This is a genomic window from Corallococcus praedator (assembly GCF_003612125.1).
Classification (GTDB): Bacteria; Myxococcota; Myxococcia; order Myxococcales; family Myxococcaceae; genus Corallococcus; species Corallococcus praedator.
In genome coordinates this window covers 1-13292 of sequence record NZ_RAWI01000263.1, presented here as the reverse complement: position 1 = coordinate 13292, position 13292 = coordinate 1, and the positions used below count along the sequence as shown (strand labels likewise).

At 71.4% G+C, this 13292-nt stretch carries 9 protein-coding genes; 1 reads left to right on the top strand and 8 read right to left on the bottom strand.

Translation table 11 applies throughout. The annotated features are described in order from the left end of the window. Positions 1-107 precede the first annotated feature (107 nt). The 7 genes from D7Y13_RS27950 to D7Y13_RS27920 form a co-directional block, all read right to left on the bottom strand. Positions 108-782, bottom strand: coding sequence for a DUF4142 domain-containing protein (locus D7Y13_RS27950; RefSeq protein WP_120535896.1), 675 nt, complete (start codon positions 780-782; stop codon positions 108-110). Between the two features lie 163 nt (positions 783-945). Then, complete coding sequence (locus tag D7Y13_RS27945; protein WP_120583765.1) at positions 946-3216, bottom strand: SpoIID/LytB domain-containing protein; 2271 nt, start codon at positions 3214-3216, stop codon at positions 946-948. Positions 3217-3219: 3 nt separating this feature from the next. Further along, the gene (locus D7Y13_RS27940; RefSeq protein ID WP_120583764.1) at positions 3220-7935 is read right to left on the bottom strand and encodes an alpha-2-macroglobulin family protein; all 4716 of its coding nucleotides are present in this window, start codon (positions 7933-7935) and stop codon (positions 3220-3222) included. After that, positions 7932-9533, bottom strand: a complete 1602-nt coding sequence (locus tag D7Y13_RS27935) for a hypothetical protein (RefSeq protein WP_167508781.1) — start codon at positions 9531-9533, stop codon at positions 7932-7934. Before D7Y13_RS27935 ends, D7Y13_RS27940 begins: the two co-directional genes overlap by 4 nt. After that, positions 9530-10150 carry a DUF1175 family protein gene (locus D7Y13_RS27930; RefSeq protein ID WP_120583762.1) on the bottom strand — a complete coding sequence of 207 codons (621 nt, stop codon included), beginning with the start codon at positions 10148-10150 and terminating at the stop codon, positions 9530-9532. Before D7Y13_RS27930 ends, D7Y13_RS27935 begins: the two co-directional genes overlap by 4 nt. 33 nt (positions 10151-10183) lie before the next feature. Further along, positions 10184-11092, bottom strand: coding sequence for a DUF2135 domain-containing protein (locus tag D7Y13_RS27925; RefSeq protein WP_120535901.1), 909 nt, complete (start codon positions 11090-11092; stop codon positions 10184-10186). A 278-nt stretch (positions 11093-11370) separates the two neighbouring features. After that, entirely contained in the window at positions 11371-11787 is a 417-nt protein-coding gene (locus tag D7Y13_RS27920; protein WP_120535902.1) for an arsenate reductase/protein-tyrosine-phosphatase family protein, read from the bottom strand. Between the two features lie 207 nt (positions 11788-11994). Between D7Y13_RS27920 and D7Y13_RS27915 the strand changes: the two genes are divergently transcribed. Next, a complete protein-coding gene (locus tag D7Y13_RS27915; RefSeq protein ID WP_120535903.1) occupies positions 11995-12912 on the top strand; it encodes a TerC/Alx family metal homeostasis membrane protein in 918 nt (305 codons plus the stop codon). Positions 12913-12937: 25 nt separating this feature from the next. Here the strand turns inward: D7Y13_RS27915 and D7Y13_RS45875 are convergent. Next, the coding region (locus tag D7Y13_RS45875) for a hypothetical protein (RefSeq protein ID WP_158626170.1) at positions 12938-13292 on the bottom strand (355 nt) is incomplete at its 5' end.

The window sequence follows — 13292 nt, the reverse complement described above, 5'->3', positions numbered from 1 at the left end:
CCCACCACACCCTCGCCAGAGCCTTGCGCATCCGCGAGGGGATAGGCGTCGGGACCGGCCGAGTCAACCGGCCCGGTGGCCCGACGCCCACCGCGCTACATCGCGCACTACTTCTTCATCTGCTTCTCGAGCTCCTTCGCTTCCTTCTCGTGGCCGGAGACCACGCCCTCGGTCTGGCTCAGGATGGCCAGGAAGGTCGCGTCGTTCTTGTACTCACCGCGGCCCTTCTTGAGCATCTCGTTGCCCTTCTTCTGGTCTTCGGCGATGCGCGACAGGAAGGCCTTGTCGAACTCCGGGCCCTGCTTCTCGCGCAGCTTCTCGACCTCCCGGTTCGTCTCGTCGACGCTCTTGCCCAGCTTCTCGTCGGCCTTCTCCATCCCCTTCTCGTAGCCCTGCTGCACGCCGGAGCCACCCACGCCCGTGTCGGACGTGCTTCCGTCGCTCAGCGCGCTGATGGTCATCTTCTGGTTCTCCGCCCACGTGCGCAGCGTCTGGTTGTTGCTCTCGTGGTCGGTGCGGATCTTGGTGGCGAACTCCTTCACCCGGGGATCCGACGCCTGCTCCTCCGCGAGGGTCGCCAGTTCGATCTGCCGGTTGTTGAAGAGGGCCAGCGAGCCGACGTACTTCACCCGCTTGGAGGCCGCCTCACCCACGGCCTTGCCCTGCTTCTCCATCTCCTTCTCCTGCTTGGACATGGTGTCTTCGGCGTGGGCCGCGAAGCCCAGCAACCCCGTCATCACCGCCGCCGCCACCGCCCGCGTCTTCCAGTTCTTGTTGCCCATGATTCACCCCTCCCGTGCATCGCCCGAATGGCTGAATGACGGGAGGAAGGTGGTGATGGGGAAGCCGGTTGCCAGGGCTGCCCGGCCGACAGCCCCGCCCCCGGGCGCGAGCACCCCGGGATGAGGTCCTGTCACCCCACGGACAGCGCCGCGACGGGTGTCTTCAGGGTGCAGGGGATGTGACGGGGAACGCGCCATATGCGCGCTCCAGGAGGACCTCGCTGGAGAGGCCCGTGGCGGCCTTGGCGGCTTCGACGTCCAGCCCCTCGCCGTGGCCCCGGCCCTGCCCTTCGAAGAGCACCTGGGCGCCGTCGAAGGACGCGCGCTGGGGACAGGAAGGAAGCCGAAGGCCCGCGCGCAGCGTGTCGCACGGCAGCGAGCGCGCTTCCTCGTACGGGGCGCCGGCCTCACCGTCGGTGCGCAGGTAGCGCACGCGTCCGGCTTCGAAGCGCAGCGACACCAGGCGGGTGCCCAGCAGGGACTCCACCTGGGCGCGAGGACGGGACTCGCGCCAGGGGGTGTCGCCGCCTTGCGAGAAGGTCAGCCACGCGTCCCACTTCAGTGCGGGCAGCTTGAGCGCGCGAGCCTCCTCGGGACGCATGCGCACGGTGCCCCGGAAGGCCTGACAGTGGGTGGTGTCACAGACGGCGCGGCCGGGGTGCCGGGTCGTGGCGTGGCGCTCGTTGTGGGCGACCACGCGGGCCAGCGCGACGCGGGCCTCGCCTTGCAGCGTGACGTCCTCGGCGGCGATGACGCCGGCGGTGTACTGCACGCGCGTGGTGCGGAAGACGAAGTCCGAGCCACGTCGGGCCTTGAGCGCGCTGGGCGTGGTGGGCACGCCCGGAGGTGGGCGATACGGCGGCGGCGTGGACCCGGAGAAGACGCCCGCGTAGTCACGGCCGCCGTCGGGGCCGTCCGGAAAGCGCACGCGCCAGGGACTGCCCAGACACACCGCCGGGCCCTTCGCGGTGAGCGCGTCCAGGCGGGAGAAGTCCGTGGACACGGGGCGTGGCGCGCCGTCCTCCAGCGCGAAGCCGGCGCCCGCGCAGCGCGCCTCCACGGACGCGGAGGGCAGCAGGCCGAGCACCTGCACGTGTGCGGACTCCAGACCCGCCGTCTGCTTGCGCACGCGGGCGAGGAGCGCGGGGATTTCGTCCGCGAAGTGCCGGGGCATCTTGCCGGGCCGCACGGCCACGACGACGAGGTCCGCGTCCACGGCGGCGATCCACCCGAACTGGGGACGGCTGGCGGCATCGCGCACGGTGCCCGTCTTGGTGGCCACGCCCTTCAGCGCCTTCGACGTGGACAGGCCGCTGAGCGTGCCTTCCTCCACGTTGCCGGTGAGGAGCGCGAGGACATCTGGCCGGGCCTCCGCGAGCAAACGGTACGCCTGCGCCATGCCCCACGGGGACAGGCCGTGCGCGGAGCGAAGCCCGATGGCCTCCGTCATGTCCTCGGGCAGGCCGGTGAGGCCCACCGCCGACAGCACCGGTCCCCAGTGGCCGAACGCGCGGGGTGCGCGGCCCGTGGCCTCCCAGTCCAGGAAGTAGCCGTTGCAGGAGCGCAGCAGCGCGACCCGTGCATCGACCTTCGCGGGGAGCCCCGCGCCACAGGCCCACTCCTGCACACCGGGACGCGGCGCGAGCAGTGGAGGTGACGCGGTGTCCGAAGAGGCTCCAGTCGCCCCCGTGCCGGCCGCGTACAGGAACGGCTTGAGCGTGGAGCCATACGGCACCGCCCTTCGCACATCACCCTCCGCGAACAGCACCTCTCCCGAGTGCCGGCTCACCACCACCGTGGCTGCCTCCGGCGCGAGCACCGCCACGTCCGCCAGCTCCTCCACCGACAGGGGCGAGGCCCACCGCGTCCCGTCATGACACTGGCGCAACCGGCGCGTCAGCGCGGCGGGAAACCCCGGGTGCTCGCCCAGGATGCGCGCCAGTCCCCGCCGTGCCCGGGACGTGTCCACCTGGGGCGCGTTCGCCACCTCCTTCGCCGCGCGCGACAGCGATTGATAGGGCGCCTCGCGCCACGCGGGCAGCTCTCCGCTCACCGTCAGCGCGAACGCCTCATGGAAGAGCCGGTCCTCGCTGGACGCGGGACACGCCCACCACAGGAGCTGGTGCGCCAGTTCGTGCCGCAAGGCCGTGCGCAGCTTGTCATCCAGCACGCCCGGCGTGTTCTGCCGCAGCTCCACGACCCCGGGCCGCCCCTGCGCGTTGCGCTCGGGAGGCAGGGCCAGGCCCTTCTGGAGCGTCACGGTGGCGGGGGCCCGTGTCGGAAGGCCGCCCGCCTGCGCCGTGTACTGCGTCTCCACCGCCGTCCACGCGGCCTGCGCTTGCTTGCGCAGGTCCGCTTCCGGCGTCACATCCCCTCGCGTGACGAAGGTGGGCGAAGCCGACAACAACACGGCGACGGCGACGGCCCACCCCATGGGCTACAGGTCGCTCACGGACGTCTTCGAGGGCACCACCTTCAACACGTCCGACGCCGTGCGGCCCCGGATGCGCGCCGAATACATGTCCTCGATGGTGGCCGGCGGCGCGGCGAACGTGCCCGCGAACTGCGCGCGCATCACGTAGCCCACCGTGCGCGGGCTGTCGCTCCACCACGCCGGCTCCTCGAAGAAGAACGTGGCCTGCGCGGGGTCCAACTGCCGGCGCTTGAGCGCCTCCGGCACCAGCGGCAACGAGTGCGGCGGACCGCGGAAGGCCTTGTCCTCCTGCAGCGCGACGAAGCCCGCCGGCACCGCGTCCTCCACCACGTAGTACGCCGAGCGCGCCCGGTTGTCCCCGCGCGCATCCAGCGTCAGCTCCACGTAGACCTCCTCGCCCTGCGTCACCGTGGCCCCTGGCTCCAGCTTCACCTTCCCGCCCTCGCGCAGCACGTAGTACGCGCGGTTGACGGACATGCCCTCCACGCGCGCCTGCACCTGCTTGAGCGGCGTCGTCGCGGCGGCGCGCAGCGTGGCCACGCCGTCGAAGCCGCCCACGTCCACCGTGCGCGTCCCCGCCGGCAGCGTGGCGACCAGGCCCATGCCGCGCGACGTGAACTTCACCGGCGACGCCGCGCCCTTCACCTCCGGCGGTGTCATGCCCTTGAACGCCTTCGCGTCGCGCTCCACCAGCCACAGCGAATGCAACAGCGCCGTGCTCCGGTCGAAGGTGGACAGCCCCGGCTCGCTCAGCATCTCCAGGATGCGCTTGCGAGCGCGCGTGACATCCAGCGAACCGAACGACGCCGCGTGCGCGGTGATGGCCGTGAGGCCCACGCGCCGCAGCGGGAAGCGGTAGAACGCCTCGGACGTCTCCGCTTCACCCTTGAGGCTCGCGAGCTTCACGAAGCCCTCGCCGCTCTGCTTCACCAGTGCCTGGATGCGCGCCTGGAGCGCGGGCTCCTTCATCACGCCCGCCTTCTCCGCGGCCAGCACCGCGAGCGCCAGCGGATACAGGTCCCCGGACGGCGCGCCCTCCACCAGCGCACGCACCCGCGCCGCCTGACGCGGGCCCTGAAGCCGCGCCAGCACGTAGGCGCGCGTGGCGTCGTACTCGGGCGGCAGGCCCTCCTGCGCCTCCAGCCACTTCGCGCTCTCCGCGATGCGCGCGTCGTCGCGGTCCACCAGCCCCGCCTCGGACGCGTACGCCAGACCGTCCAGCGCGATGAGCGTGAGCGGCAGGCTGGGCTCGCTGTAGCCCCCGAACCAGGTGAAGCCGCCGCCCTTCACCGCGAGCCCCAGGATGCGGGACGTGCCCTGCACGGAGCGGCTGCGCGCCTCCGCCAGCAGCGCCTGCGACTCGGGGTCCAGCTTCTCCAGCGCACCCGCCTTCTGGAGCACCTGGAACACCGCCACGTTGGGCACCGTCGTGGAGACCAGCTGCTCCAGGCACCCGTACGGGTACGTCAGCAGCTCGCGCACCTGCGTGAGCGCCGCGTCCACCGTGGACGGCTGGAGCACCAGCTCCACGCGCGTCAGCGTCGCGGAGCCAGGAGCGTCCAGCGCCAGCGCGCCGCCGCCCCACGCGCTCACCTGCACCGCGTCCTCCACCGAGGCCGGCGCCACGTCGAAGCGCTTCAGGTCGCGCAAGGGGTCCTTGCCGCCCGTCACGTCCACCGCGAGCTCGGCGGGGCCCGTCTTCGACGCGCGCAGCGTCACTGGCACCACCTGCTCACCGCCCTGCCCCAGCTCCAGCTTCTTCTGGGTGGCCTCCGCCTGGAGCGCCCCTCCCGGCTGGATGCGCAGGTCCAGCATCTGGCTGCCCTTGGACTTCTCACCCGCGGACAGCCGCACGGAGGCCAGCGCCTCGTCGCCCTCGCGCAGGAACTGCGGCAGCGCCGCGTAGACGTTGAGGCCGCCGCGCGTGGCGAACTCGGAGGTGCCTTCACCGAAGCGGCCGGACGTGTCCGCCGCCACCGCCGTCACCACCCACAGCGTCTGGTTGGAGGGCAGCGTGAAGCGCACCGTCGCGCGGCCGTCCCGGTCCGTCACCACCGCCGGGTCCCAGTGCGCGGTGTCCTTCTCCAGGTCCTTCACGTTCCGGGTGGGCGGCTTGATGGACGCGAACGCGTGGTCCGGCAGCCCGGCCATCTTGCGCGCCAGCTGCTCGCCATAGCCGTAGCCCTGGAACTCCGCCGAATAGAAGCTCGTCACGTTGTCGCGCGCGGGCGGATAGAAGAAGTCCAGCACGCCCGGACGGAACTCCGACTGGATGGCGTACACGGCCTTGTCCACCACGCCCACGGACAACTGCGCGGACACGCCCTTGCCCTCGTGGTCGGTGACGCGCACGTCCACCACCTGCTCGGTGAGCGGCAGCGCCTCCGCGCGGCGCGCCTGCAACGCCACGGTGAGGGTGCGCTCCTTCGGCACGATGCGGAACGCCACCGTGCGCTCCTCCCAGCGGCCCGTCGCCGTGGGGTACGCCACGGACGCGTACACCGCGCTGCCGAAGCGCTTCTCCACCGGGAACGCGTGCACCAGCGTGCGGCCCTTCAGCGGCACCACCGTGGTGCCGTACAGGCCCGCGCCCGTCAGCGTCACCCACACCGGGCCCTGGTCCTTGCCGCCCTGCCCCCAGCCATCCGGCATCAGCGCGACCAGCTTCGCGGAGTCCCCCGGCGCCAGCGTGCCGGACAGCGACGCCAGCGTCATGTTGGGCACCTGCGCCACCGGCTCATCCGCGCCACCGATGACGAGCAGCGACTCCTCGCCCGTCCACGCCTCGCCCTTCTTGTCCTTCACCGTCACGTTCGCGATGACCGCGCCCACGTGGGTGGTGGGCACCTTCTGCCGCACCGTGCCGTCCTGCGCGGTGGTGAAGGCGTGCGAGCCCAGCGGCTCCTCGCTGCCATCCGCCCGGCGCAGCACGAAGGACACCTCCCCCGTGGTGACGCCGTAGGGCTTGCCGGACAGCGTGGTGGCGCGCACAGACAGGAGCGCCTCCGTCCCCTTCGCGACCACCGCGTCGGAGTAGCGCGCCACACCCATCACCTCCACCTTCGACAGGAAGAAGGCGGCGGTGCTGGTGGCGAACGTCTCCTGATCATCCCGCGCGCGCACGGTGAGGCTGTAGCGGTACGGCAGCCGCTCCTCGCCCGGCTTGAGCGCGGGGACGGCGATCTCCACCTGGGCCTCGCCCTCCGCGTCGAACTCGCTCGCGCTGGACCACGGATCGTCCGTGGCCGAGCGCTCCGCGATGGAGGAGTAAAGCCGCTCCGGCACGCTCAGCTTGCCCTCGCTGCTGGACGCCGAACCGTACGTCACCGCGCTGCCCTGGCCGCCCTTGCCCGCGTCGTCCACCCACGCGGGCGCGTCCAGCAGGCTGCGGTAGAGGAAGACCTCGTACTTCGCGCCCTTCGGCACTCCGCCCGCGTAGCGCCGCGCGCGCACCGTGACGCTCACCGTCTTGCCCGGCTCCACCGTCTCCGACGCCGGCTGCACCTCCAGGTAGAACGTGGGCTTCACGTAGTCCTGCACGCGCGCCTCGCCCTGGTAGGGCTGCGAGTCCAGGTCCGCCTCGATGCGCAGCACGCCCGTGCCCAGGTCGTCCGGCACCTTCATCGTGCCGTTGAACGCGCCGAATTCGTCCACCGCCGCGCGCGTGATGATTTCTCGGCCCTCCTGCGACACCAGCTTCACGCGCACGTCGCGCTTCTTCGGCGTGAACAGCCGCGCGAGGAACGTGTCCGGCTGCCGCACGAGCCCCCGGAACTTCACCTCGTGGCCCGGCTTGTAGATGGGCCGGTCGCTGTAGATGAACACGTCCGGCGCCACCGCCAGCGCGGAGTAGAAGTCCGTGTCCACGATGGCCGTGTCCTTGCCGGACGACACCGTGGCCAGGATGCGCGGCTCCGTCACGGCCAGCGTCACCTCGCCCTTGTCGTCCGTCGTGCCCGTGGGGCCCTTGCCCGTGGGCAGGTACACCTGCACCTGCGCGCCCGCGCGGGGCTGCTGATCACGCCCCGCCACGCGCACCAGCACCTGACCGTCGGTCTGCTTGAGCTGCACGGTGACGTCGCTGACGACGAGCACCACCTGACCCTCGATGCGCCCCTGCACCAGTTGGAGCACGTAGGCGCCCGGGGGCAGCGGGGCCAGCAGCACGCGGCGCTCCTGGAAGCCGCTGCTACCGCCGCCGGTGTCGAAGCCCGGCACGTTGAAGTCCCGGTCCGCGCCGCCCAGGTCCAGGTTGAGCCACTGGCTGCGCACCACCGTGAAGCCCGGCGGCGTGCCCACCAGCTTCTCCGGCCCTTCGGCCACCTTCGCCAGCGGCTCCTCCGAGGACGTCTCCGGAGGAGGCTTCGGCAGGACATCTCCGACCTCCTCGCGGAAGCCAGGGCTCAGCGCCTCCATCAGCGCGAGGCCCGGCATGCGCACCGCATTGAGGCCGCGGCTCAGGCCCCGGCCCGGGTTGATGAGCGTGGGCGGCGTCTGGTACGCGCGCCGCAGGTCGCCCTGCGCGCGGATGAAGGCGTCCAGGTTCGCGGGCTGCAACACGCGCAGCTCCACGGGGCCCTTGTCCTCGAAGGCGACGTCCACCGCGACGGGCTCGCCACTGCCGTAGGAGCGGGGCACGGTGATGTAGAGCGGCTTGGCCAGCGCCACGCCGGACACCAGGAGCGCGGCCAGGGCCGCGAAACGCACCGACGTCTTCATGTTCCAAATCCTTCCGACACCAGTTCGGGGCCGTAGCCCACGACCTTGCCGCGGAGCCCCAGGTACGGCAGGGACTCCAGGTCGCGGCGGGCCGCTTCGATTTCCGGAGGCGCTGCCTTGGGCAGGGGCGATGCGCGGTCCACGCGCGCCTCCGACGTGTAGCCGTCCATCAAGAGCCCGCCCAGCAGCCGCCCCGTGTTGATGCCGAGCATCACCGACGCGGGCGCGCGCAGCCCCGTCACCACCGGGCCCGCGGCGTTCAGCAGGTTGGGCGCGCGGCCCTCGCACGCCTTCTTGAGGCGCTCGAGCTCCGCGTCACTCGTCGCCAGCACCACGTGCTTGCACAGCGTGGCGGTCTTCAACGTCCGCGCGCCCCCGGAGAACAGCGCCTGCACCCCTGCCGCGTCCTGCTCGCTGCCCCACACCAGGGCCAGCTCCGGCTCCAGCGAGGCGATGCCGCGCGGCGTCCACACCAGGGCCACCTGACGCGTGCGCGTCCGGACCTCCTGCGCGCTCTTGCCCTCCCAGTGCGTCTTCAGCACCTCGGGCTCCAGCGACTCGGGCAGCGTCAGGTTGAACGCGAACAGCACCGGCGTCTCCTCCGGCACCAGCTTCAGCAGGTCCTCCGAGATGGGCTCGGTGTAGGGCGGGTGGGACGGCGACAGGGTCCCCGCGATGCCCCGGCCCACCAGCCGGTCTCCGTCCACGCCGAACAGCAACCGCGCGTTCCCGGTCATGCCCAGCACGTGGGTGAGCAACTGCGCTTCGCGGCCGTAGGCGTCCGGATTGAACCCCACCTCCACGTCCACGCCGTCGTCCGCCTCCAGCTTCGGCAGGGGCGTGCACAGGCCCTGGAGCACCACCACCGGGTGCCGCGCGAGCACCAGCCGGTCCTCCGTGCGAGCGGCCCACAGCTGCTGCTCCGCGACCAGCCAGCGCGACAGGTGGAAGCCGCCCTCGGGCACCTTCACCGCGGTGTCGGGGCAGCTGGCCGCCGTCATCCCTCCGCGCTTCGCCACCCCGTCCAGCGCGTCCCACGCCGCCCGGGACTTCTTGTCCGCCTTGGGGACGATGAGCGCGGGCGTTCCGGCCCGCGTGTCACCGCTGAACCACACGGTGCGGAAGGGGGCGTCCAGCAACTGGCCCGCCACCACGTCCAGCACCGCGCCCTTGAAGGACGCCTTGAGGTCATCGCCGGTGGAGCCCATGAACGCGGCCCAGCCGCTCACGAAGCCCTGGCCCAGCGGCTTGCCCAACTGCTCCTTCAGCCATGCGTTGCGCACCAGCGCGTCGCGCACCTTGCCGGGCGCGTGCACGTCCACCCAGATGGCGGCGGTGGCGATGGAGCCGGGCACGTCCATCTTCGTCGGCTCGGACGGCACCTCCGGCATGCCCTCCACGGTGGCGCCCGCGGTCGGAGGACCCTGGCGCTCGCCGGACGAGAAGGCGGGGCCCGAGGAACCGCCACTGCCCCTGCGGCCCAGGACGAAGGCCCCCACGCCCACGCCCACGACGAGTGCGCCGACGAGCGCGATGCGCACCGCGGACGAGGGGCCCGGGCCCTTGGCGGGCGGCGGCGGGCTCATGGGAGACGTCATGACATCCACTCCTTGAAACGGAAGAAGCCGAGGAAGGCGGCGTTGGCCGGCACGGGGCGCCACTCCAGCGGCGCCTCGGTGGCGAGCGATTCGAGGACCCCGGTGCGCACGGACGCGCCCGCCTCACCGGGGTGGTAGACGACGCGCGCGGGGGCATGGGCCCGGTCCTCCGGGCGCACCACGAGCATCAGGTGGAAGACGGGCCCCGCGTCGTGCTCCTGGCGGAAGGCCACCACGTCGCCCGTGCGCAGCGCTTCGCGCGTGGCCGCGTCCCGTCCCAGCGCGGTGAAGTTGCGGACCAGCAGCGTCTCCGCGTCCGCGAAGTCGGAGGGCTCGCCGCGCGTGTCCTTCCACAGCGGGGAGGCAAGACGTTCAGAGGCCACGCGCCGGTAGGCCGTGCGGTAGGCGTAGCGGATGAGGCCCGCGCAGTCGCGCTGCGCGGGCTGCCACGCGGCGTCCGGGGCCCGCACCTGCGCGAGCGCCACCTGCGCCACCTCACGGCGCAACAGCCGCGCACGCGTCTCCGGCGCAACGGATTCGGAGGTGGGAAGGGACGCAGCCGCCACCGGCGTCGCCGGCGCGGCATGCAGCAACAGGGAGAGCATCAGGACGCGCATGGGAGGGGCCGCACCGTCGGCGACACGTCGCCTTCAGTACCCGCCTTCACCCTCACCCGAATCGGAGTCGCCGCTCGCCTGGAGCTCCTTGAGCGCCTCGTCCAGGTTCGTGGGCCAGCGCTCGCCCTTCGGCTTCGGATCCGCGGACGGCACGTACACCTCCGCCTGTCCGTCGCCCAGGATGTTCACCCACGCCAGCACCCGCGTGGTGCCGGGCGTCGCCAGCGGGATGCGCACGCGGCGGCGGACCTCGCCCGGCGTGCCCTCGAAGAGCGCCAGGTTGAGCGTCGCCACCGTGTGCGCCTTGTCACCGCTGGGCCAGTAGTTGGTCGCGATGAGGTACACGCCCTTGGGCGGCGAGCGGTGGATGTAGAGGTACGGGCCGTACGCCGGCTGGTCGAAGTCCCCCCCCTGCGAGTTGAGGAAGAACGTGCCGCCGGACGGGCTGTCCGTGTCCGCCCAGTACACGTGCGCCATCGACGTCACGTCGAGCGTGTCCCCCGCGCTGCTCGCGTCGGTGGGCTCGTAGATGTGCAGGTCCGTGTAGACGCCGTCCGTGTCGCTCGTGAGGATGGCCTTGAGCGGCACCGGGGGCACCTGCGCGTAGCTCGTCGCTTGCGTGCGCGCCGTGCCGCCCTTGTTCGTCGCCATCACGGTGACGATGTTCTTGCCGCTCGCCGCCGGGAACTTCCGGCTGAAGCGGCCCCCTTGCGTGCGCATCAGGTAGCGGTCGCCGTTGATGGAGACGACCACCGGATCCACCGTGGGGTCGCTCACCGTGCCCTCGATGAGCAGCATCCGGTCCACCGTCCACCCGCCGGACGGCGCGCTCAGACGCACGGTGGGCAGCTTTTCGCCCCTGCCAATGGGCACGCCCTGCTGACGGGCGGGAACCGCGGGCGCCGTCTGCGAAAGCAGCCCGGCGAGGAGGACGGAGAGCATCGAAGGAGGCCTGGGAGTGGGGAGCGCGAACCGCGTGTCCGCGAACGGACACAGCGTGCGGCAAGCCCACCTCTGATTTCAAGCCACCCGCCATTTCACACTGCCACGGGCCCGGTCAGGCCCCCCCGACCCGCGACGACCCGTCGCAGGTCCCCATCCCTTCCGTTTGAACCGTCCGCCCGCCCGTCCTCGGGCCCGGGCACCCACGATTCACGGAAGGGATCCGTGCTGCTGCACCCTCCCCGCGGAAGACGCACTCCGCGGGTGTTGCGTGTGGCTTACGGCGCGGGAGGACGTTCCCAGCCGTGGCTCTCCACGAAGCCCGACACCAGGGCCGCCAGCGTGTCGCGGATCTTCTCCACGTCCGCCGCGGACTTGCCCGCCGTGTCTTCAATCATCGTCCATTCCACGCGCTCCTGGCCCGGGGTGGACGGCGCGTCGGACACGTTGCCCAGCGTCACCAGCACCTGCGCGCTCTTGGCCAGCTCCGCCGTCAACTGCGTCGGCTTCGCGCCCGTCATGTCCACGGTGATGTCCTTCATCGTGGCGAGCACTTCAGCCTGCACTCGGTCGGCCGGCTGCATCCCCGCCGCGATCGCCCGGACCTTCGAGGGATCCGCCATCACGTTGAAGAAGGCCGCCGCGATCTGCGAGCTGCCCGCACTCTGCTTACAAGCGAAGATGACCGTGTTCATCGCACCGCCTTTGGAGTGTTGAGAATCATGAGGTTCAAGCCTTCCAGGGAAGTATCACATCCTGTGCGAGGGAGAAGACAACCCTCACCCTGACTGTTCCAACACCATACAACGCAACGCGTCAAGCGGTGAATCTGGGTAAGGGCTGACTCCGGGCGGGCCCTTGCGCCGAGCGGAAGTCGGGGGAATGCCTAGTTTGCGGGGGTCATGCAAAGCACCCCTTCCTGGGCCTGGATCGTCTTCTGGGCGTTGTTGCTGGCGCTGCTGGTGGTGGACCTGCTGGCCCACCGGGGCGGGCGGGGCCAGTCGCACCGCGCGGCCATCCTGTGGAGTCTGGCGTGGGTGGGGTTGGGGCTGGCCTTCTGTGGCTTCGTGTGGGTGACGCTGGGCAGCGAGCGCGGCCATGAGTACCTGGCGGCGTGGCTCATCGAGAAGAGCCTGAGCCTGGACAACGTCTTCGTCTTCCTCGTCATCTTCCGCAGCCTGAACGTGCCCCAGAAATACCAGCACGAGGTGCTCTTCCTGGGCATCTTCGGCGCGCTGGTGTTCCGGGCGCTGTTCATCTTCGTGGGCGCGGCGGCGCTGCAGCGCTGGGGCTGGGTGTCGTACGTCTTCGGCGCCATCCTGCTCATCACCGCGTGGCGCGTCTTTCGCGAGGACCCGTCGAAGCAGCAGGACAACCGCGTGGTGCGGTGGCTGTCGCGAAGGCTTCCGGTGAGCGACCAGGTGGAGGGGCCGCACTTCTTCGTGAAGCACCAGGGCCGCAGGCTGGTGACGCCGCTCCTGCTGGCGCTCATCGGCCTGGAGGTGACGGACATCCTGTTCGCGGTGGACTCGGTGCCGGCGGCGTTCTCCGTCACCACCGACACGTTCATCCTCTACAGCTCCAACGCCTTCGCCATCCTGGGGCTGCGCGCGCTGTACCTGGTCATCGCCGGGGCGGTAGGGCAGCTGCGCTACCTGCACTACGGCCTGGCGGGGGTGCTGGCGTTCGCGGGCGTGAAGATGGTGGTGGAGCAGTGGGTGCACATCCCGCCGCTCCTGTCGGTGGCCATCATCCTGGTCGTCATCGGCACCGCGGTGGGGGCAAGCCTCGCGCACCGCACCCGCCACGTGGAAGCCTGAGCGTCCACGCGGCCCGGGCGGCGCTTCAGCGCTTGGGACGCCGCGCGGTCCCCGGAGGCCGGGGGTTCACCAGGAGGTCGTCGAAGGTGCGGTTGGCCACCTTCGCGATGCGCTCGCGGTGCTTCTCCAGGAGCGGAGCGTTGGCCTGCTTCACGTCCTTGCCCGAGGCCTGCTCCAGCGTGGTGATGTACTTGCGCAGGCCCGCGCGGCGCTGCTCCAGTTGGAGCCGCTCCGACTCGGTGAGCTTCGGATCCTCCAACTGGGGCGTGATGGCGGCCAGCTGCTGCTCCAGGAGCGCGAGGTTCTCCGGCGACGACGGCAGGGACACGGCGGCCTGTTCCGCGGCCCCGGTGGGCGGCGCGGAACAGGCCGCCGTGTCC

Excerpts from the sequence above, each read along its gene's own strand:
- D7Y13_RS27950 (WP_120535896.1), bottom strand. The coding sequence starts at position 782 with ATGGGCAACAAGAACTGGAAGACGCGGGCGGTGGCGGCGGCGGTGATG.
- D7Y13_RS27945 (WP_120583765.1), bottom strand. The coding sequence starts at position 3,216 with ATGGGGTGGGCCGTCGCCGTCGCCGTGTTGTTGTCGGCTTCGCCCACC.
- D7Y13_RS27925 (WP_120535901.1), bottom strand. The coding sequence starts at position 11,092 with ATGCTCTCCGTCCTCCTCGCCGGGCTGCTTTCGCAGACGGCGCCCGCG.
- D7Y13_RS27935 (WP_167508781.1), bottom strand. The coding sequence starts at position 9,533 with ATGACGTCTCCCATGAGCCCGCCGCCGCCCGCCAAGGGCCCGGGCCCC.
- D7Y13_RS27915 (WP_120535903.1), top strand. The coding sequence starts at position 11,995 with ATGCAAAGCACCCCTTCCTGGGCCTGGATCGTCTTCTGGGCGTTGTTG.
- D7Y13_RS27920 (WP_120535902.1), bottom strand. The coding sequence starts at position 11,787 with ATGAACACGGTCATCTTCGCTTGTAAGCAGAGTGCGGGCAGCTCGCAG.
- D7Y13_RS27940 (WP_120583764.1), bottom strand. The coding sequence starts at position 7,935 with ATGAAGACGTCGGTGCGTTTCGCGGCCCTGGCCGCGCTCCTGGTGTCC.
- D7Y13_RS27930 (WP_120583762.1), bottom strand. The coding sequence starts at position 10,150 with ATGCGCGTCCTGATGCTCTCCCTGTTGCTGCATGCCGCGCCGGCGACG.